Origin of the sequence: Streptomyces sp. CY-1 (assembly GCF_047218265.1) — a bacterium.
GTDB classification, from domain to species: Bacteria; Actinomycetota; Actinomycetes; order Streptomycetales; family Streptomycetaceae; genus Streptomyces; species Streptomyces niphimycinicus.
This window is the reverse complement of record NZ_CP178393.1, coordinates 7,876,731-7,895,467: the sequence shown is the minus strand read 5'-3', so window position 1 is coordinate 7,895,467 and position 18,737 is coordinate 7,876,731. Positions and strand designations below refer to the sequence as shown.

Below are 18,737 nucleotides of genomic sequence, written 5' to 3'. Positions count from 1 at the left end.
CGTCTCACGGGCACACCGCACACCGCCTCAGCGGCTGCTGCCGTGCTCCTCCACGAGTTCACGGGCCCGCTTCACATCGGCCGCCATGCGCTCCAGCAGCGCCTCGATCGAGTCGAACTTCTCCTGGCCCCGCAGATAGGCCAGGAAGTCGACCTCGACATGGAGTCCGTACAGATCCAGTCCGACCCGGTCGATCGCATACGCCTCGACCGTCCGCTCGGTCCCGTCGAACTGCGGATTGGTGCCGACCGAGATCGCCGCGGGCATCGCCTCGCCCCGCGCCGTCAGCCAGCCCGCGTAGACGCCGTCGGCCGGGATCGCGGTGTGCGGCGGGGTCTCCAGGTTGGCCGTCGGGAAGCCCAGTTCGCGGCCGCGCTGCGCACCGCGCACCACCACGCCCTCGACCCGGTGCGGCCGGCCGAGGACCTCCATCGCGCCCGCGACATCGCCCTCGGCGACCAGCCGGCGCACCAGTGTGGAGGAGAACGGCTCGCCGCCGCCCGCCTCACCGCGCTCGTACAGGTCGATGACCTCGACCTCGTAGTCGTAGGTGGTGCCGAGCTCGCGCAGGAACTCGACGTTCCCGGCGGCCTTGTGGCCGAAGCGGAAGTTGGGGCCCTCCACCACGACCCGTGCGCGCAACTTGTCGACCAGCACCTTCGCGACGAAGTCGGCGGGGGTGAGCCGGGAGAACTCCGCCGTGAACGGCAGGACCAGCACCGCGTCCACTCCCAGCCCGGCCATCAGCTCCGCGCGCCGCTGATGCGGGGCCAGCAGCGGCGGATGGCTGCCGGGCCGCACGACCTCGCTCGGATGGGGGTCGAAGGTGACCACGACCGCCGGTACGCCCAGCTCACGCGCCCGTGCCACGGCACGGCCGATGATCAACTGGTGCCCTCGGTGCACCCCGTCGTAGGAACCGATGGTGACGACGCTGCGCCCCCAGTCCTCAGGGATGTCCTCCAAGCCACGCCAGCGCTGCACTTTGCCCGCTCCTCGCCCGAACCTTTGTCTGTCGACTTCGCAGGTCTAAGACTGCCATGCCCCGGTCGTCCGCCTCGCATCGGTGGTCTCCACGAGCGCCCGGACCGGCCGGAAAGCCACCGTAGGCGGCCGGTCCGGGCGCTCGCAACGCAGCACGGAGTCGGTCACGACACACCACGGCCCCCTGGCCCGGACGCGCCCCGACGGCCTCATACGAAGACGGCCAGGCTCTTCGCCTTGCCCTTCGACTCCTCCACGAGGGCCAGAAAACGCCCCTCCGGCCCGAACACCGCGACCGGCCCCGAACCCGATGCCGAAGGACCCGGCGCACCCTCCCCCGAGGGCATGTCGATCCGTACGCCGTTGCCCAGCAGCCGGGCCTGGTGGTCGTCCACGTCCCAGCGCGGGAAGGCGGCGGCCGCCGCCTCGGCGATGGGCATGATCTCCAGCGACTCCTCCAGGCTCTCCAGCGTCCTGGCCGCCTCCAGCCGGTACGGGCCGACCCGGGTCCGGCGCAGGGCCGTCAGATGGCCACCGGCGCCGAGTCCGGCGCCGAGGTCGCGCGCCAGCGCCCGGATGTAGGTGCCGGAGGAGCACACCACCGTGACGTCCAGGTCGAGGACGGTGGTGCCGTCCTCCGCCTTGGCCTCGCGGCGGTCGTGGAGGACGAAGGAGGAGACGGTCACCGGCCGCGCCGGGATCGCGAACTCCTCGCCCTCCCGCGCCCGTGCGTAGGAGCGCTTACCGTCGATCTTGATGGCGCTGACCTTCGAGGGGACCTGCTGGATGTCCCCGGTCAGTTCCTCGATCCCGGCCTGGACGGCGCCCGGGTCGACCCCGGCGGCACCGTCCGAGGCGGTGATCTCGCCCTCCGCGTCATCGGTGACCGTGGTCTGGCCGAGCCGGATGGTGGCCCGGTACTCCTTCTCGGTCAGCGCCAGATGCCCCAGCAGCCGGGTCGCCTTCTCCACGCCGACCACGAGCACGCCCGTGGCCATCGGATCCAGCGTTCCGGCGTGGCCGACCCGCCGGGTGCCGGCGAACCGGCGCATCTTGGCGACGACGTCGTGCGAGGTGAAACCGGCCGGCTTGTCGACGATCACCAGGCCGTCCGGTGCCCCGGAACCGGCCCTGCCCTTGCGCGTCATGCGTCCGATGAACCCTTGCCGTCCGCGCCGGGCCCGTTGCCGTCCGCGCCGGACTCCTCGTCGGCCTCGTCCTCGTCCTCGCCCGGCTTGCGGTACGGATCGGCGTCCCCGGCGTAGCTGGCGCCCGAGGACGCCTCGCGCACCTGGGCGTCCGCCTCCCGGGCCTTGGCGAGCAGGTCGTCGATGGTGCGGGCGTTCTCCGGCAGCGCGTCCGGGACGAACGTCAGGGTCGGGGTGAAGCGCACCCCCGTCTGGCGTCCGACCTCCGACCGCAGCACACCCTTGGCGCTCTCCAGGGCCGCGGCGGAGGCCGCCCGCTCCTCGTCGTCGCCGAAGACCGTGTAGAAGACGGTCGCCTCCCGCAGATCACCGGTGATCCGGGTGTCGGTGATGGTCACATAGCCCAGCCGCGGGTCCTTGATCCGCCGCTGTAGAGTCTCCGCGACCACGACCCGGATGCGGTCCGCCAGCTTGCGTGCCCGCGCGGTGTCGCTCATGCGTCTTCTTCTCTCTTCTTCGCGTCAGTTCTTCGCGTCAGTCATCGATGGCCCGGGCGGTCTGCCGCCGCCGTTCCGGCCCTCATTCATCATCGCCACCGTGGAACCGCCGTCGCACCGACAACAGCTCCACCTCCGGCCGCGCCGCCACCAGCCGCTCGCAGCGGTCGAGCACGTCCGTGAGATGGCCCGCGTCCCCGGAGACCATCGCCAGGGCGATCCGGGCCCTGCGGTAGAGGTCCTGGTCCCCGACCTCCGCCACGCTCACCGCGAATTTGCGGTGCAGCTCGGCGACGATCGGGCGGACGACGGAGCGCTTCTCCTTCAACGACCGTACGTCGCCGAGAAGCAGGTCAAAGGACAACGTCCCTACATACATGCGGTCCGGGTCAAGCCACCCGTGGGGCCTTTGTGAATGCGGGCTTCTCGAACCGTACACGCAAGGGCCGGGGCCGATCGACGGAAATTCCTCCGCCGACCGGCCCCGGTGGGACAGCCGCTTGTCAGCCGCGCGGCTTCTCGCGCATCTCGTACGTCGCGATGACGTCGTCGATCTTGATGTCGTTGTAGCTGCCGAGGTTGATACCGCCCTCGAAGCCTTCGCGAATCTCGGTGACGTCGTCCTTGAAGCGGCGCAGACCCTCGATGTTGAGGTTCTCCGCGATGACCTTGCCATCGCGGACCAGGCGGGCCTTGGTGTTCCGCTTGACCTCGCCGGAGCGGATGAGCACACCGGCGATGTTGCCCAGCTTGGACGAGCGGAAGACCTCGCGGATCTCCGCCGTACCCAGCTCGACCTCTTCGTACTCCGGCTTGAGCATGCCCTTCAGGGCCGCCTCGATCTCCTCGATCACCTGGTAGATGACCGAGTAGTACCGGACGTCCACGCCCTCGCGCTCGGCCATCTGCGTGGCACGCCCATCGGCGCGCACGTTGAAGCCGATGACGATGGCGTCGGAGCCGGTCGCCAGGTCGATGTCGGTCTCGGTGACCGCACCCACACCGCGGTGCAGGACGCGCAGGTCGACCTCTTCGCCGACGTCGAGCTGGAGCAGCGAGGACTCGAGAGCCTCCACCGAACCGGACGCGTCGCCCTTGATGATGAGGTTGAGCTGCTGGACCTGACCGGCCTTGAGCACCTTGTCCAGGTCCTCCAGGGAGACCCGGCGGGTGCGCTTGGCGAACGCCGCGTTCCGCTCGCGGGCGGCACGCTTCTCGGCGATCTGGCGGGCGGTGCGGTCCTCGTCGACGACGAGGAAGTTGTCGCCCGCACCGGGCACGTTGGTCAGACCGAGCACCAGGACCGGGGTCGCCGGGCCGGCCTCCTCCAGCGCGTTCCCGTTGTCGTCGAGCATCGCCCGGACGCGGCCGTAGGCGTCGCCCGCGACCATCGTGTCGCCGACCCGCAGGGTGCCGCGCTGGACCAGCACGGTGGCCACGGCGCCGCGGCCGCGGTCCAGGTGCGCCTCGATCGCGATGCCCTGCGCGTCCTGCTCCGCGTTGGCGCGCAGGTCGAGCGAGGCGTCCGCGGTCAGGACGACGGCCTCCAGCAGGCTGTCGATGTGCAGACCCTGCTTGGCGGAGATGTCGACGAACATGGTGTCGCCGCCGTACTCCTCGGCCACCAGGCCGTACTCGGTGAGCTGACCGCGCACCTTGGTCGGGTCCGCGCCCTCGACGTCGATCTTGTTGACCGCGACCACGATCGGCACATCGGCCGCCTTGGCGTGGTTCAGCGCCTCGATCGTCTGGGGCATCACACCGTCGTTGGCCGCCACCACGAGGATCGCGATGTCGGTCGACTTGGCACCACGGGCACGCATGGCGGTGAACGCCTCGTGACCCGGGGTGTCGATGAAGGTGATCTTGCGCTCTTCGTCGTTGACCTCGGTCGAGACCTGGTAGGCACCGATGTGCTGGGTGATGCCGCCGGCCTCGCCCGCGATGACGTTGGTCTTGCGGATCGCGTCCAGCAGTCGCGTCTTACCGTGGTCGACGTGACCCATGACGGTCACCACCGGCGGACGCGCGACGAGCATCTCCTCGCCGCCCTCGTTCTCGCCGAACTCGATGTCGAAGGACTCGAGAAGCTCGCGGTCCTCCTCCTCCGGGCTGACGATCTCGACGTTGTAGTTCATCTCGTCGGCGAGGAGCTGGAGCGTCTCGTCGGAGACGGACTGCGTCGCGGTGACCATCTCGCCCAGGTTGAACATCACCTGGACCAGGGACGCCGGGTTGGCGTTGATCTTCTCCGCGAAGTCGGTGAGCGAGGCACCCCGCGACAGCCGGACCGTCTGGCCGTTGCCGCGCGGCAGCATCACACCGCCGATGGACGGGGCCTGCATGGCCTCGTACTCCTGGCGCCTCTGCCGCTTCGACTTACGGCCACGACGCGCCGGACCGCCGGGACGGCCGAACGCACCCTGCGTGCCACCACGGCCACCGGGACCGCCGGGACGACCACCGAAGCCGGGACGGCCACCGCCGCCACCGAAGCCGCCGCCGCCACCGGGACCGCCCGGACGACCGGCGAAACCGCCGCCGCCACCGGGACGACCGCCGCCGCCACCGCCGGGACGACCGGCGAAGCCGCCGCCGCCACCGGGACGACCGCCGCCGGCACCGCCGGGACGACCACCGCCGCCGGGACCGCGACCGCCGCCGCCACCGGGGCCCGGACGCGGGCCGGCAGCCGGACGCTGCGGCATCATGCCCGGGTTCGGGCGCGCACCGCCGGGACCCGGACGCGGGCCGCCACCCTGGGCACCCTGCGGACGGGGCATCTGGCCCGGAGTGGGACGGGGACCGCCGGGACCGCCCTGGCCACGGCCGGGACCACCCTGGCCGCCGCCCTGCGGACGCGGGCCGCCGCCGGGCTGACCGCCGGGGCGCGGGGCGCCGCCGGGACGGGGCGCCTGCGGGCGCGCCATACCGGTGGAGCCACCTGAGGTGAAGGGGTTGTTACCGGGACGGGGACCGGCCGGACGGGGACCACCCGGACGCGGACGCTCCTGACCACCCGGACGCGGGCCGCCACGGCCACCCTGACCGCCCTGGCCCTGACCCTGACCCTGGCCACCCTGACCCTGGCCGCCCTGGCCCGGTGCACCCGGACGGGCGCCGGGGCGCGGACCGGGTGTGGCACCCGGCTTGGCGGGCGCGCCCGGCTTGGCCGCGGCGGGCTTGGGGCTCGGGGCCGCCGGCGGCGCGGTGAACTCGGGCTGCGCCGGAGCCGCCGGCGCGGGGCCCGGCTTGGGGCCGGGGGCCGCCGGACGGGCCGCGGGCGCGGGACGCGGGCCCGGCGTGGGCGCCGCACCCGGGGTGGGCGCCGCACCGGGGGTGCCGCGCTGGCCCTCGGCAGCCGGCTTGGGGCCGGGCGCCGTCGGGGGCTTGGGGGCGGCCGGACGGGCCGCGGCCGCCGGACCGGGGGTCGGCGGCTTGGGCGTCGCCTTGCGCGGCGCCGAGGGCTTGCCGGCGGCACGGCCGGAGCCGTTGCCACCCTGGAATGCGTCAGTCAACTTGCGCACAACCGGCGCCTCGATCGTCGAGGACGCCGAACGTACAAATTCACCGAGTTCTTGGAGCTTGGCCATGACGACCTTGCTCTCAACTCCGAACTCCTTGGCGAGTTCGTATACCCGGACCTTAGCCACTTCGCTCCTTTTAGGTCCGGGTTGTCGCCGGACCGTCGCTACTTCATGGGCGTACTCATCGCGTACTCATCGAGTGCTCATCGCAATCTCGACCTACTTCCGACTCGCGAGGTACCTGACCGCACGGTGTCCCGTGCCGTTCTCTTCCAACTACTTACTCAGGGTGTCGCCTGCTCACCCTTCTCGACAAACCGGCGGAGCGCCGTGGTGTCGAGCGCCCCCGGCCCCCTGAAGGCCCGGGAAAAGGCCCGGCGGCGAACCGCCAGGTCAAGGCAGACCCGTGTGGGGTGAACATAAGCACCCCGACCGGGGAGCGTACCGCGCCGGTCGGGGACACAAACACCCTCGACCAGCACGATGCGCAGCAGATCGTTCTTGGCCGCCCGATCCCGGCATCCCACACAGGTTCGCTCAGGGCAGGCACCAGCGCGCGTGCGGCCAGACACTGCTTAAGTCTACCTCCCCGTACCGACCTCACCCCTTGGGGGGAGTGATCGAATGGTCACTCGATTTCTGGCCGGATCCCGCCGGCTCCGGCCAGAATCAGCCTTGATCACCCGACTGCTCGGTGTCCGGCCGGATGTCGATCCGCCAGCCGGTCAGCCGGGCCGCCAGCCGGGCGTTCTGCCCCTCCTTGCCGATGGCGAGGGAGAGCTGGTAGTCGGGCACGGTGACCCGGGCCGAGCGGGCCGCCAGATCGACCACCTCGACCTTGCTCACCCGCGCGGGTGACAGCGCGTTCGCCACCAGCTCAGCGGGGTCGTCCGACCAGTCGACGATGTCGATCTTCTCGCCGTGCAGCTCGGCCATCACACTGCGCACCCGGCCGCCCATCGGGCCGATGCACGCGCCCTTGGCGTTCAGCCCCGCGCGGGTGGACCGGACCGCGATCTTGGTGCGGTGACCCGCCTCGCGGGCGATCGCCGCGATCTCCACCGAACCGTCGGCGATCTCCGGCACCTCGAGCGCGAAGAGCTTCTTGACCAGATTGGGATGCGTACGCGAAAGAGTCACCGACGGACCGCGCACGCCCTTGACGACTCGTACGACGTACGTACGCAGCCGGGTGCCGTGCGCGTAGTCCTCACCCGGGACCTGCTCCTGCACCGGCAGGATCGCCTCGAGACGGCCGATGTCCACCAGCACGTTCTTCGGGTCCTTGCCCTGCTGGACGACGCCGGCGACGACATCGCCCTCCCGTCCCGCGTACTCGCCGAAGGTGATCTCCTCCTCGGCGTCCCGCAGCCGCTGGAGGATGACCTGCTTCGCGGTCGTCGCGGCGATCCGGCCGAAGCCGGAGGGGGTGTCGTCGAACTCGCGGGGCTCCTGCCCCTCCTCCAGATCCTCGGCGTCCTCGCGGGCCCATACGGTCACATGGCCGGTGTCGCGGTTCAGCTCCACCCGGGCGCGGCGACGGCTGCCGTCGGTGCGGTGGTAGGCGATGAGGAGCGCCGATTCGATCGCCTCGACCAGCAGGTCGAAGGAGATCTCCTTCTCTCGCACCAGACCCCGCAGGGCACTCATGTCGATGTCCACGGCTACGCCTCCTCTTTGCTCTCGTCGTCCTCGCCCGCGGTCTTCTCCTCGGGCTTGCGGTTGAACTCGATCTCCACCCGGGCCTTGGAGATCTCCCCGAAGGCAAGCCGTCTGGCGGTGGGCTTGCGCCCCTTCACACCGGGAACCTCCAGATCGAGCCCCTCGTCGTCCACCGAGACGATCCTGGCGACCAGCTCGCCGTCGTCGGTGAGCCGCGCTCGCATGAGGCGGCCGGTGGCACGGCGGTAGTGGCGCGGCTCGGTCAGGGGGCGCTCGGCGCCGGGCGAGGTGACCTCGAGGACATACGGGACCTGGCCCATCGCGTCCGTGTCGTCCAGGGTCTGGGAGATGTCCCGACTCAGCTCCGCACACGTGTCCAACTGGACGCCGTCGTCGGAATCCACGACCACTCTCAGCACACGCCGCCGCCCAGCCGGTGTCACCTCGACCTCTTCCAGATCCAGGTCTCGCGCGCTGACGAGCGGTTCCAGCAGTCCGCGCAGCCTCTCGCTCTGGGTCGTGCTCATCCGGGTGACTCCTCGGCCGCGTGTGCTGTTGTGGGAAGGTCGCGTGTCAGGTCAAAGCCTATCTGTTCCGGCGGCGGGCTGACGATTCGGTGGCCGCTGCCGGGCAGACGGGCTCCGCGCGGGTACGCTCGCCTGCTGTGATCACTACCGGCGGCCGGGAGCGGCCGCAGCCCGGAAAGAGGAACGTGTCGATCACGACTCCCCCACCTCCTCCCACACCCGCATCCGACGCGAAGTCCTCGGCCTCCCCGGCGTCCGCCGAGTCCTCGGCGCGCGCCGCCGCGGTGCCCCGGCGGCGGAGTCTGCTGCTGGGCGGCGGAGCGTTGGGGGCGGTCGCGCTGCTGAGCGGCTGTTCCGACGATGCCGAGCCCCGGCGCGACACGGGCGGCGAGGCGGCCGTCGCCCTGCTGCGAACGCGGGGCGCGCGGGACTCCACCGCACTCCTCGCACGCTACGACGCGACCGTGGACGCGCACCCCGACCTCGCGAAGCGGCTGGCGCCGCTGCGGGAGGAGACGGCCCGGCATGCCGCGGCCTTCACCACCAAGGACCATTCCGCCTCCCCCTCCGCGACCGCCTCGCGCTCGCCCTCCGCGGGCGGGCAGCGGGTGCCGAAGGTGCCGGAGGACGAGAAACAGGCCCTGTCCGCGCTCGCCCAGGCCGAGCGCCAGACCGCCGACACCCGCACCGCGGCGCTCGCCACCGCGCCGCCCGAACTGGCCCGGCTGCTGGCCTCCGTCGCGGCCTGCGGCGCCGCTCACGTGTATCTCCTCACCCAGCGCGGCACGGATTCGTGATCACGCTCGGAACCACCGGGAAGGGGTACTGACATGGCCTCTCGAGCAGGCCGATCGGCCGTCGGCGAGCGCGCCGCGGCGCTCAGGGCCGCACAGGCGGCGCTCGCCGCCGAGCACGCCGCGGTGTACGGGTACGGCGTCGTCGGCGGGCGGATCGGCGACGACCGGCTCGCGGAGGCGCGCGAAGGCTATGCCGCGCACCGCGCCCGCCGGGACGACCTCGCCCGCACCGTGCGCGACCTCGGCGGCAGCCCCGAGGCCGCGGCGCCCGCCTACGCCCTGCCCTTCGCGGTACCGGACGCGCCCGCCGCGGTGCGGCTCGCGGCCGAGCTGGAGAACCGGGTCGCCGCCGTCTACGCCGACCTCGTCCGGGCCTCGACCGGGTCCCTGCGCCGCCAGGCGGCGGGGGCGCTGCGGGAGGCGGCGGTCCGGGCGGTGCGCTGGCGGGGCGGCGGCGTAGCCTTCCCTGGACTCACCGAACGCGCCGCACCGGCCACTCCGTCGGCGTCGGCCAGCGGTGGGGCGGACGGGGTGTGAGACCGATGGGGTCTGTGAAGTCATTGATGGTGGAGGGGACAGCTCAGGAATGGCATCGGCACCACAGCCCGGCGGCCGCGATACGGCTCGCGTCCATGTGCCGAAGCGGCTCCTGGACGCGCTGAGCGACACCCCGGCGAGTGCCGTACGGAGCTGGCTGGACGCCCTGCCCGAGACGGTCGAGTGGCAGCTCGCCGCGTGGGAGCTGACCCTGGAGCGGGTGTCGGCGCCCGGCGGGCGCCGCGGGCTCGTCGCGCTCGTACGGCAGGAGGACGACACCCCGGCGGCGCTGAAGTTCCCGGTCCCCGGCCCGGACGCCGACCATGAGCGGGCCGCCCTCGCCCACTGGGACGGCTGGGGCGCGGCCCGGCTGCTGCGCGCCGACCCGGACACCGGTGCGCTGCTGATCGAGCGGCTGCGCGGCACGGTGTCGCTGCGCTCGCTGCCCGAGGCGAAGGCGGTGCTGGAGGCGACGGGCACGGTACGGCGGCTATGGGTGGCGCCGCCCGGGGGACATCCGTTCGCGTCGGTCACCGGGCGTACGGAGGAGGAGTGCGAGACCCTGCGGACGCTCGGCGCCGGGGGCTGGGCGGCGGAGGCCCGCCCGCTGACCGACGAGGCGCTGGAGCTGCGGGAGGCGCTGCCCGCCGAGCCGCCCGAGGAGGTGCTGCTGCACGGCGACTTCCGGCAGGGGAAGGTGCTGGCCGGGGAGCGCGCACCCTGGCTCGCGGTGGGCCCGGCGCCGGTCGTGGGCGAGCGCGCGTACGACCTGGCGCGGCTGGTGCTCGACCGCTGCGAGGACCTGGCCGCCGGCCCCGGCCCCGCCGCGGCCGCGCGCCGCCGGGTCGGCAAGCTGGCGGACGCCCTGGAGGTCGACCGCGACCGGCTGCGGGGCTGGTCCTTCTATCGCGCCGTCGAGACGGGCCTACGGCATGCCGCCGCGGGCGATCGCCGCCGGGCGGAGCTGCTGCTGGAGTTCGCGGGCTGGCTGTAACGGGGCCTGGCTGTAACGGTGGCTCCGCCCACAACTCCCTTGCCGAGTACGACTGTTCGGCTCGGTCGGGTGCGGCTTTCGTCTCGCGCCTTCGGCGCAATTGAGCAGCGGGGCAGGGGGTGCCGGGCCGGGCGACGTCGCCGACCGCCGGGGACGGGGCCGGTGGCGGCGGCCGATGCCGGAGAGCAGGGGGGTGGGGTACCCCTCTCGAAATCGCTTGATGTATTAGTTGCGCCAAATCAAGCATTTTTCAGAGGGGTACCCGGACCCCCGCTGCCACTCCGGAGAGGACCTCCGCCGGCGAGCGGGGAAGCCGCCACCGGCGCCCGCACCAACGGGCCCGATGGCCGGAGGCGGCGCCGCGCCCCGGCGCCCCCTGCCCCGCTGCTCAAATGCGCCGAAGGCGCGAGACGAAGCCCGCACCCGCCCACGCCGCGCAACACCACAACCCCCCAGCCCCCAGCCCAGCTCCAGCTCCAGCCCCAGCCCCAGCCCCGGGCGCCGGAGCGCAGGGCCGGGGGGTTCCCGGGACCGGCCGGGCGGGCCTGCCCGTCAGGCGGTGGCGGTGGCGATGGCGGTGAGGCGGGAAACCGCGTCGTCGATCGGCAGCTCCTCGCGCTCCCCCGTACGGCGGTCCTTCAGCTCGACGACGCCGTCCTTGGCGCCACGGCCCACGACCAGGATGGTCGGGACGCCGATCAGCTCGGCGTCGGTGAACTTCACGCCCGGGGAGACGCCTGCGCGGTCGTCGACCATGACGCGCACACCCGCCGTGCCCAGCTTCTCGGCGATGTCGAGGGCCAGCTCGGTCTGGAGGGCCTTGCCCGCCGCGACGATGTGGACGTCGGCCGGGGCCACCTCGCGGGGCCAGCAGAGGCCCGACTCGTCGTGGGTCTGCTCGGCGAGCGCGGCGACGGCGCGGGAGACGCCGACGCCGTACGAGCCCATCGTGACCCGCGCCGGCTTGCCGTTCTGGCCGAGCACATCGAGCTGGAAGGCGTCGGCGTACTTGCGGCCGAGCTGGAAGATGTGGCCGATCTCGATCGCCCGGTCCAGCTCGATGCCCGTACCGCAGCGGGGGCAGGGGTCGCCCGGCTCGACCACGACGACGTCGAGGTAGTCGTCGACCTCGAAGTCACGGCCGCAGACCACGTTGCGCGCATGGGTGTCGGGCTTGTTGGCGCCGGTCACCCAGGCGGTGCCGGGGGCGATGCGCGGGTCGGCGATATAGCGCAGGGCCTTGCCCGCCAGGCCCTGCGGGCCGACGTAGCCGCGCACCAGCTCGGGGCGGCCCTCGAAGTCCTCGGCCGTGACCAGCTCGACGACGGCGGGGGCGAGGTGCTCGCCCAGCTTGCCCAGGTCCACCTCACGGTCGCCGGGGACGCCCACCGCGGTGATCTCGCCGTCGACCTTGACCAGGAGGTTCTTCAGGGTGGCGGAGGCCGGGACGCCGAGGTACTCGGCGAGGCTCTCGATGGTCGGGGTGTCGGGGGTGTCCAGCTCCTCCAGGGGCCCGTGCTCGGCGCCCTCGACCGGCGACAGGGCCACCGTGACCGCCTCGGTGTTCGCGGCGTAGTCGCAGTTCGGGCAGTCGACGAAGGTGTCCTCGCCGGCCGCCGCCGGGGCCAGGAACTCCTCGGAGGCCGAGCCGCCCATCGCGCCGGAGACCGCGGAGACGATGCGGTAGTCCAGGCCGAGGCGCTGGAAGATCCGCTGGTACGCCTCGCGGTGCAGCCGGTAGGACTCGGCGAGGCCCTCGTCGGTGGTGTCGAAGGAGTACGAATCCTTCATCAGGAACTCGCGCCCGCGCAGCACGCCCGAGCGGGGGCGGGCCTCGTCCCGGTACTTGGTCTGGATCTGGTAGAGCATGACCGGCAGGTCCTTGTAGGACGTGCACTGGTCCTTGACCGTCAGGGTGAAGATCTCCTCATGGGTCGGGCCGAGGAGGTAGTCGGCGCCCTTGCGGTCCTTGATCCGGAAGAGCAGATCGCCGTACTCGTCCCAGCGGCCGCTCACCTCGTACGGCTCACGGGGCAGCAGCGCGGGCAGGAGGACCTCCTGGGCGCCGATGGCGTCCATCTCCTCACGCACGATCCGCGAGACGTTCTCCAGGACCTTCTTGCCGATCGGCAGCCAGGTCCAGATGCCCGCGGCGGCACGGCGGACATAGCCGGCGCGGACGAGCAGCTTATGGCTGGCGGTCTCGGCGTCCGCCGGGTCTTCGCGCAGCGTCTTCAGCATTGTCGTGGACAAGCGCTGGACGTTGACGGCGTGGGCCATGGGGTCTCTCCTGCGTGCGATGGGATGTTCAGGAGGTTAGCCGCACCGGTCGGTTTCCCGGAAATGCGTATGGCTACGGACGGTGCCCAGGCCGCGTCGCGGGCCCGCGAAGATCCACCGGACACGGCCTAGCGGCGGCGCAGCGGCAGCGGCGCTCCCATCACGGCGTACGGGCTCGGGGCGCTCGGGAAGAGCACGGGGCGGGCGAGGTCGCGGTAGCCCAGTGAGTGGTAGAGCGCGCGGGCCGGGCTCTCGGTGTCGATGGCGGAGAGGATCGACCGCGGCTGGTCGGCGCCGTCCGTGATGGTCGTGATCAGCTCCCGGCCGATGCCGCGGTCCTGGAAGTCGGGGTGGACGTGCAGCTCGGTGATGACGAACGAGTCGTCCAGCCAGTCGTCCTGCCCGGCCGCGCGCAGATACGGCTGGACGACCGTGGACCACCAGTGGGTGCGGTCGTTGGGCATGCCGTAGACGAAGCCGACGAGCCGGCCGGAGGGGGTGGTCGCGCCGAGCGCGCGGGCGCCGGGGCTCTTGAGATGGCGCAGCACGATGTGGCGTCGTACGCCGATCTCCTCGCCCGTCAGCCCGAAGGCGACGGCCTGAACGGCGAGCGCTTCGTCCACGCGTGCGGCGAGGTCGAGCGACCCGACGACGACGTCTTCGGGTTCCGGGGTCCGCCCCCCGGCGAGATGCAGCATGGGCGGCACCCTACTTGGCCGTCGATCAGAACAGCACACTCATGAACGCGCCGACTTCCCGGAAGCCGACCCGGCGGTACGCGGCGCGGGCCGCGGTGTTGAAGTCGTTGACGTACAGGCTCACCACGGGGGCGACCTCGCCCAGCGCATAGCGCAGCACGGCCGCCATCCCGGTCTCGGAGAGGCCGCGGCCACGGTACTCGGGGGCGACCCATACGCCCTGGATCTGGCAGGCGTGCGGGGTGGCCGCGCCGATCTCGGCCTTGAAGACCACCCGGCCGTTCTCGATCCGGGCGAAGGAGCGCCCGGCGGTGACCAGCTCGGCGACCCGTGCCTGGTAGAGCAGCCCGCCGTCGCCCGCGAGCGGCGAGACGCCGACCTCCTCGGTGAACATCGCCACGCAGGCCGGCATGATCACGTCCATCTCGTCCTTACGGACGCGGCGCACCAGCGGATCGGGCGGGATGTCGGCGGGCATCGCGTTGGTGACCATCAGCGGCTGCCGGGCGCGGACCTCGCGGGCCGGGCCCCAGCTCGGCTCGAGCAGGGACCACAGCCCGGCGGTGGTCTCGGCGGGGCCGACGATCGAGGAGCAGCGGCGGCCGGCCCGGCGGGCGCGCTCGGCGAAGCCGCGCACGGCCTCGGGGGTGGCGCAGATGGGCACCAGGTTGGCTCCGGCGTAGCAGAGCGACTCCAGCCGTCCGCCGGAGTACCAGCCCCACATCTCGCCGCCGAGCCGCCACGGATCCAGTCCGGCGACCTGGACGCGGGCGGCCACGAAGGCGTTCGAGACGGGGTCGCGGTTCAGCACCGCGAGGGCCGCGTCGAGCTCATGGGGCTCGAGGACCCTGGTGGTGGACGTGGTCAGCACGTGTCGGTCTGCCTCACGTGGTGCGGGCCTGCGGGCCGGGGACGTCAATTCTCCAGACTCTATCGCGCAGGTCCAGAAGGGGGTTTTTCGAGGGCTCGGTTGCGCCTCCGGGGCGCCCAACGGCAACTGGATACGCCGAAGGGCGCCGTGGAGCACCGGGTGCTTAGGTCTTCCGGCGAGTGAGCCGAAGGGGCGCGTCGCTGTCGAAAGGGAGAGCGCGCGCAGGGAGCGAGGAACGAGCGACCGAGCACGGTCGACCGTCGACAGTGACTGAAGCGCCCCGGAGGCGAACCGAGCCCTCGAAAAAAGGGGGATCAGCTAATGGAGACCTGCGGTTCGCCGGAAGCGATGCCGTCCTTCTCCATCTGCTCGGCGATCTTCATGGCCTCGTCGATCAGGGTCTCCACGATCTTCGACTCCGGCACCGTCTTGATGACCTCACCCTTGACGAAGATCTGCCCCTTGCCATTGCCCGAAGCCACTCCCAGGTCCGCCTCACGCGCCTCACCGGGGCCGTTCACCACACACCCCATGACCGCCACGCGCAGCGGAACCTCCATGCCCTCCAGACCGGCCGTCACCTCGTCCGCCAGCTTGTACACATCCACCTGCGCCCGCCCACACGACGGACACGAGACGATCTCCAGTCGCCGCTGCCGCAGATTCAACGACTCCAGAATCTGGATCCCGACCTTGACCTCCTCCGCCGGAGGCGCCGACAGCGACACCCGGATCGTGTCCCCGATCCCCTCACTCAGCAGCGCACCGAACGCCACCGCCGACTTGATCGTCCCCTGGAACGCCGGACCCGCCTCCGTCACCCCAAGGTGCAGCGGATAGTCACACTGCGCCGCGAGCTGACGGTAGGCATTGACCATCACCACCGGATCGTTGTGCTTCACCGAGATCTTGATATCCCGGAAACCATGCTCCTCGAACAGCGAGCACTCCCACAACGCCGACTCCACCAACGCCTCCGGCGTGGCCTTCCCGTACTTCTCCAGCAGCCGCTTGTCCAGCGACCCCGCGTTCACCCCGATACGGATCGGCACACCCGCGTCCGAGGCCGCCCTCGCGATCTCCTTGACCTTGTCGTCGAACTGCCGGATGTTCCCCGGATTCACCCGCACCGCCGCACACCCGGCATCGATCGCCGCGAACACATACTTCGGCTGGAAATGAATGTCCGCGATCACCGGGATCTGCGACTTCTTCGCGATCACCGGCAACGCGTCCGCGTCATCCTGCGACGGACACGCCACCCGCACGATCTGACAGCCCGACGCCGTCAGCTCCGCGATCTGCTGGAGCGTCGCCCCGATGTCCGCCGTCACCGTCGTCGTCATCGACTGAACCGAGATCGGAGCGTCGCCACCCACGGCCACCGGACCGACCTGGATCTTCCGGCTGACCCTGCGCTCGGCGAGCTTGGCCGGTACGGACGGCATTCCTAGCGAAATCGCAGTCATCTGGTTCGTAACCCCAAGAAGGTGTGTGCGTGGCCGGAGATCAGCAGACTCCGATCTCCGAGATTACGGCAACGGTGATGGCGTCAGCACACCGTGCTCCTGAAGTCCACCCAAAGGTGAACTTCAGGACATCTCGCGTCATCAAGAGATTTTCACGGGGTTCACGACGTCCGCCACCAGGACGAGCAGGGTGAAGCAGATGAAGACTCCCGCGATCACATAGGCGACCGGCATCATCTTCGCCACATCGAACGGCCCGGGGTCGGGCCGCCGGACCAGCCGGGCGGTGTGGCGCCGGATGGCCTCCCACAGCGCGCCCGCGATATGGCCGCCGTCCAGCGGCAGCAGCGGGAGCATGTTGAACAGGAACAGCGAGAGGTTGAACCCGGCGACCAGGAAGAGCATGGTCGCGATCCGCTGGGAGGGCGGGATGTCGAGGCTGGCGACGTCGCCGCCGACCCGGGCCGCGCCCACGACGCCCATCGGGGAGTCGGCCTTGCGCTCGCCGTCGCCGAAGGCCGCGTTCCACAGGTCCGGGACCTTGGAGGGCAGCGCGATCATGGAGTCGATGCCGTCGTGGACCATGGAGCCCATGCGGTCCACGGACTGCCCGAAGGACTGCTGGACCACGCCGTTGGCCGGGGTAAAGCCGAGGAAGCCGGCGGTGACGTACTCGCCCTCGACATAGCCGCCGTTCCCGTCGGACTTGGCGACCTGGTTCTCTATGAGGTTGGCGTGCAGGGTCTTGCGGACACCGTCCCGCTCGACGGTGATCGTGGCGGGGCCGGTGGTCTCGCGGATGTCCTTCTGGAGCGCGCCCCAGTCCGGGGTGCGGTGCCCGTTGAAGGCGATGATCTTGTCCCGCGGCTGGAGACCGGCGGCCTTGGCCGGGGAGTCCTTGGCGCTCTTGGGGCACTTGTCGGTGGCGGACGAGGCCGCGACCACACACTGGGAGACCGTGCCCACGCTGGTGGTCTGGGTGTTGACGCCGAAGCTCATCATCACCCCGAGGAAGATCACCACCGCGAGGATCAAGTTCATAAAGGGCCCGGCGAACATGACGATCACGCGCTTCCACGGCTTGCGCGTGTAGAAGAGGCGCTTCTCGTCGCCGGGCTGGAGCTCCTCGAAGGCGGCCGACCGGGCGTCCTCGATCATGCCGCGCCAGGGGGAGGTGGAGCGGGCGGTGAGCTTGCCGTCGTCGCCCGGCGGGAACATCCCGATCATGCGGATATAGCCGCCGAACGGGACCGCCTTGATGCCGTACTCGGTGTCCCCCTTCTTGCGGGAGAAGATCGTCGGCCCGAAGCCGACCATGTACTGCGGGACCCGGATGCCGAAGAGCTTGGCCGTGGAGAGATGGCCGAGCTCATGCCAGGCGATCGAGATCAGCAGGCCGACGGCGAACACCACTATGCCGAGGACCGTCATCAGTGTCGTCATGCGCGAGCCTCCGGGGTCGCCTTCGCCGCTCTGGCGGCCAGTTCCGTTGCGCGGGCGCGGGCCCATGTCTCAGCCTCGAGGACGTCCGCGACGGTGAGCCGGGTTCCCACGGCGGGGGTGCCATGCTCGGCCACCACCTCGGCGACCGTATCGACGATTCCGTTGAAAGGCAGCTTTCCGTCAAGGAAGGCGTCCACGCACTCCTCGTTCGCCGCGTTAAAGACGGCCGGGGCGGTGCCGCCGAGGCCGCCGACATGCCGGGCGAGGCCGACCGAGGGGAACGCTTCGGTGTCCAGGGGAAAGAACTCCCAGGTGTGGGCCTTGGTCCAGTCACAGCCGGGCGCGGCGTCCGGCACCCGCTCGGGCCAGCCGAGGCCGAGTGCGATGGGCATCCGCATATCCGGCGGGCTCGCCTGGGCGAGCGTCGAGCCATCGGTGAATTCAACCATCGAGTGGATATACGACTGAGGGTGGACCACCACCTCAATCCGCTCGAAGGGAATGTCGTACAGCAGATGGGCCTCGATGACCTCGAGGCCCTTGTTGACCAGGGTCGCGGAGTTGATCGTGACCACCGGGCCCATGTCCCAGGTGGGGTGGGCCAGCGCCTGCTCCGGGGTGACCGAGGCCAGCTCCCGCTTGGTCCGGCCGCGGAACGGGCCGCCGGAGGCGGTGACGACCAGCTTGCGGACCTCCTCGCGGGCGCCGCCGAGCAGCGCCTGGAAGAGCGCGGAGTGCTCGGAGTCGACGGGGACGATCTGGCCGGGCTTGGCGACGGCCTTGACCAGGGGGCCGCCGACGATGAGCGATTCCTTGTTGGCCAGCGCCAGCACCCGGCCCGCCTCCAGGGCGGCCAGGGTCGGCGCCAGGCCGATGGAGCCGGTGATGCCGTTGAGCACGGTGTGGCACTGGGAGCGGGCGAGCTCGGTGGCCGCGTCGGGCCCCGCCAGGATCTCGGGGAGCGGCTCACCGGCTCCGTAGCGCGCGCCGAGCGCCTCGCGCACCTCGGGCACCGCCTCCGGACGGGCGACCGCCACCCTGTCCACCCGCAGCCGGTGGGCCTGCTCGGCGAGGAGCCCGGCCCGTCCCCCGGCGGCGGACAGGCCGGTCACACGGAAGCGGTCGGGGTTGCGCACCACCACGTCGATGGCCTGGGTGCCGATCGAACCGGTGGAGCCCAGGATCACGATGTCGCGCACGCCCTCCGCGGCGGTGGCCGCCGGAAAGCGCAGATGCGGGTCAGCCAGGGATTCCGTCATCCCCCCATTGTGGCGGCAAGGGATGACGGCTCGGGGACACGCCC

Annotated in this window: 17 protein-coding genes; 3 read left to right on the top strand and 14 right to left on the bottom strand. The window is 71.4% G+C overall.

The window, feature by feature from the left end; genetic code table 11:
* Positions 1-27: 27 nt before the first annotated feature.
* From ACK1X7_RS34030 to rimP, 8 genes are all read right to left on the bottom strand, one after another.
* Complete coding sequence (locus tag ACK1X7_RS34030) at positions 28-984, bottom strand: bifunctional riboflavin kinase/FAD synthetase (protein ID WP_385155053.1); 957 nt, start codon at positions 982-984, stop codon at positions 28-30.
* Positions 985-1,193: 209 nt separating this feature from the next.
* On the bottom strand, positions 1,194-2,132 hold the full coding sequence (truB, locus tag ACK1X7_RS34025; RefSeq protein ID WP_390795492.1) for a tRNA pseudouridine(55) synthase TruB: 939 nt from the start codon (positions 2,130-2,132) through the stop codon (positions 1,194-1,196).
* Complete coding sequence (rbfA, locus tag ACK1X7_RS34020; RefSeq protein ID WP_385155047.1) at positions 2,129-2,629, bottom strand: 30S ribosome-binding factor RbfA; 501 nt, start codon at positions 2,627-2,629, stop codon at positions 2,129-2,131. Before rbfA ends, truB begins: the two co-directional genes overlap by 4 nt.
* 82 nt (positions 2,630-2,711) lie before the next feature.
* On the bottom strand, positions 2,712-3,008 hold the full coding sequence (locus ACK1X7_RS34015; RefSeq protein ID WP_385155045.1) for a DUF503 domain-containing protein: 297 nt from the start codon (positions 3,006-3,008) through the stop codon (positions 2,712-2,714).
* Between the two features lie 124 nt (positions 3,009-3,132).
* Entirely contained in the window at positions 3,133-6,282 is a 3,150-nt protein-coding gene (gene infB / locus ACK1X7_RS34010; protein WP_390795493.1) for a translation initiation factor IF-2, read from the bottom strand.
* 158 nt (positions 6,283-6,440) lie between these two features.
* Positions 6,441-6,728, bottom strand: a complete 288-nt coding sequence (locus ACK1X7_RS34005) for a YlxR family protein (RefSeq protein WP_078644074.1) — start codon at positions 6,726-6,728, stop codon at positions 6,441-6,443.
* Positions 6,729-6,825: 97 nt separating this feature from the next.
* The gene (nusA, locus tag ACK1X7_RS34000) at positions 6,826-7,818 is read right to left on the bottom strand and encodes a transcription termination factor NusA (protein WP_216347089.1); all 993 of its coding nucleotides are present in this window, start codon (positions 7,816-7,818) and stop codon (positions 6,826-6,828) included.
* 2 nt (positions 7,819-7,820) lie between these two features.
* On the bottom strand, positions 7,821-8,345 hold the full coding sequence (gene rimP, locus ACK1X7_RS33995) for a ribosome maturation factor RimP (RefSeq protein WP_385156130.1): 525 nt from the start codon (positions 8,343-8,345) through the stop codon (positions 7,821-7,823).
* A 185-nt stretch (positions 8,346-8,530) separates the two neighbouring features.
* On the opposite strand from rimP, the gene ACK1X7_RS33990 reads away from it, so the two are divergent.
* From ACK1X7_RS33990 to ACK1X7_RS33980, 3 genes are read left to right on the top strand one after another with little or no spacing between them, the layout of a single operon-like run.
* A complete protein-coding gene (locus tag ACK1X7_RS33990; RefSeq protein WP_385156133.1) occupies positions 8,531-9,142 on the top strand; it encodes a hypothetical protein in 612 nt (203 codons plus the stop codon).
* Positions 9,143-9,175: 33 nt separating this feature from the next.
* Entirely contained in the window at positions 9,176-9,679 is a 504-nt protein-coding gene (locus ACK1X7_RS33985; RefSeq protein WP_385156136.1) for a ferritin-like domain-containing protein, read from the top strand.
* A gap of 49 nt (positions 9,680-9,728) precedes the next feature.
* Positions 9,729-10,673, top strand: coding sequence for an aminoglycoside phosphotransferase family protein (locus tag ACK1X7_RS33980; RefSeq protein WP_413116082.1), 945 nt, complete (start codon positions 9,729-9,731; stop codon positions 10,671-10,673).
* Positions 10,674-11,225: 552 nt separating this feature from the next.
* On the opposite strand, the gene ACK1X7_RS33975 is transcribed toward ACK1X7_RS33980, so the two are convergent.
* The 6 genes from ACK1X7_RS33975 to dxr form a co-directional block, all read right to left on the bottom strand.
* Complete coding sequence (locus ACK1X7_RS33975; protein ID WP_398160242.1) at positions 11,226-12,953, bottom strand: proline--tRNA ligase; 1,728 nt, start codon at positions 12,951-12,953, stop codon at positions 11,226-11,228.
* A 128-nt stretch (positions 12,954-13,081) separates the two neighbouring features.
* Positions 13,082-13,651 carry a GNAT family N-acetyltransferase gene (locus ACK1X7_RS33970; RefSeq protein ID WP_216347084.1) on the bottom strand — a complete coding sequence of 190 codons (570 nt, stop codon included), beginning with the start codon at positions 13,649-13,651 and terminating at the stop codon, positions 13,082-13,084.
* Between the two features lie 25 nt (positions 13,652-13,676).
* Complete coding sequence (locus ACK1X7_RS33965) at positions 13,677-14,522, bottom strand: GNAT family N-acetyltransferase (protein WP_385156145.1); 846 nt, start codon at positions 14,520-14,522, stop codon at positions 13,677-13,679.
* Between the two features lie 314 nt (positions 14,523-14,836).
* Positions 14,837-15,991 carry a flavodoxin-dependent (E)-4-hydroxy-3-methylbut-2-enyl-diphosphate synthase gene (gene ispG, locus ACK1X7_RS33960; protein WP_398160243.1) on the bottom strand — a complete coding sequence of 385 codons (1,155 nt, stop codon included), beginning with the start codon at positions 15,989-15,991 and terminating at the stop codon, positions 14,837-14,839.
* A 141-nt stretch (positions 15,992-16,132) separates the two neighbouring features.
* Positions 16,133-17,434, bottom strand: coding sequence for a M50 family metallopeptidase (locus ACK1X7_RS33955; RefSeq protein ID WP_413116081.1), 1,302 nt, complete (start codon positions 17,432-17,434; stop codon positions 16,133-16,135).
* Positions 17,431-18,693, bottom strand: coding sequence for a 1-deoxy-D-xylulose-5-phosphate reductoisomerase (dxr, locus tag ACK1X7_RS33950; protein ID WP_385157343.1), 1,263 nt, complete (start codon positions 18,691-18,693; stop codon positions 17,431-17,433). Before dxr ends, ACK1X7_RS33955 begins: the two co-directional genes overlap by 4 nt.
* Between the last annotated feature and the right edge of the window lie 44 nt (positions 18,694-18,737).

Coding starts and splice junctions, on each gene's coding strand:
- truB (WP_390795492.1), bottom strand. CDS start 2,132: ATGACGCGCAAGGGCAGGGCCGGTTCCGGGGCACCGGACGGCCTGGTG.
- rbfA (WP_385155047.1), bottom strand. CDS start 2,629: ATGAGCGACACCGCGCGGGCACGCAAGCTGGCGGACCGCATCCGGGTC.
- ACK1X7_RS34015 (WP_385155045.1), bottom strand. CDS start 3,008: ATGTATGTAGGGACGTTGTCCTTTGACCTGCTTCTCGGCGACGTACGG.
- rimP (WP_385156130.1), bottom strand. CDS start 8,345: ATGAGCACGACCCAGAGCGAGAGGCTGCGCGGACTGCTGGAACCGCTC.
- ACK1X7_RS33985 (WP_385156136.1), top strand. CDS start 9,176: ATGGCCTCTCGAGCAGGCCGATCGGCCGTCGGCGAGCGCGCCGCGGCG.
- ACK1X7_RS33980 (WP_413116082.1), top strand. CDS start 9,729: ATGGCATCGGCACCACAGCCCGGCGGCCGCGATACGGCTCGCGTCCAT.
- ACK1X7_RS33975 (WP_398160242.1), bottom strand. CDS start 12,953: ATGGCCCACGCCGTCAACGTCCAGCGCTTGTCCACGACAATGCTGAAG.
- ACK1X7_RS33970 (WP_216347084.1), bottom strand. CDS start 13,651: ATGCTGCATCTCGCCGGGGGGCGGACCCCGGAACCCGAAGACGTCGTC.
- ispG (WP_398160243.1), bottom strand. CDS start 15,991: ATGACTGCGATTTCGCTAGGAATGCCGTCCGTACCGGCCAAGCTCGCC.
- ACK1X7_RS33955 (WP_413116081.1), bottom strand. CDS start 17,434: ATGACGACACTGATGACGGTCCTCGGCATAGTGGTGTTCGCCGTCGGC.
- dxr (WP_385157343.1), bottom strand. CDS start 18,693: ATGACGGAATCCCTGGCTGACCCGCATCTGCGCTTTCCGGCGGCCACC.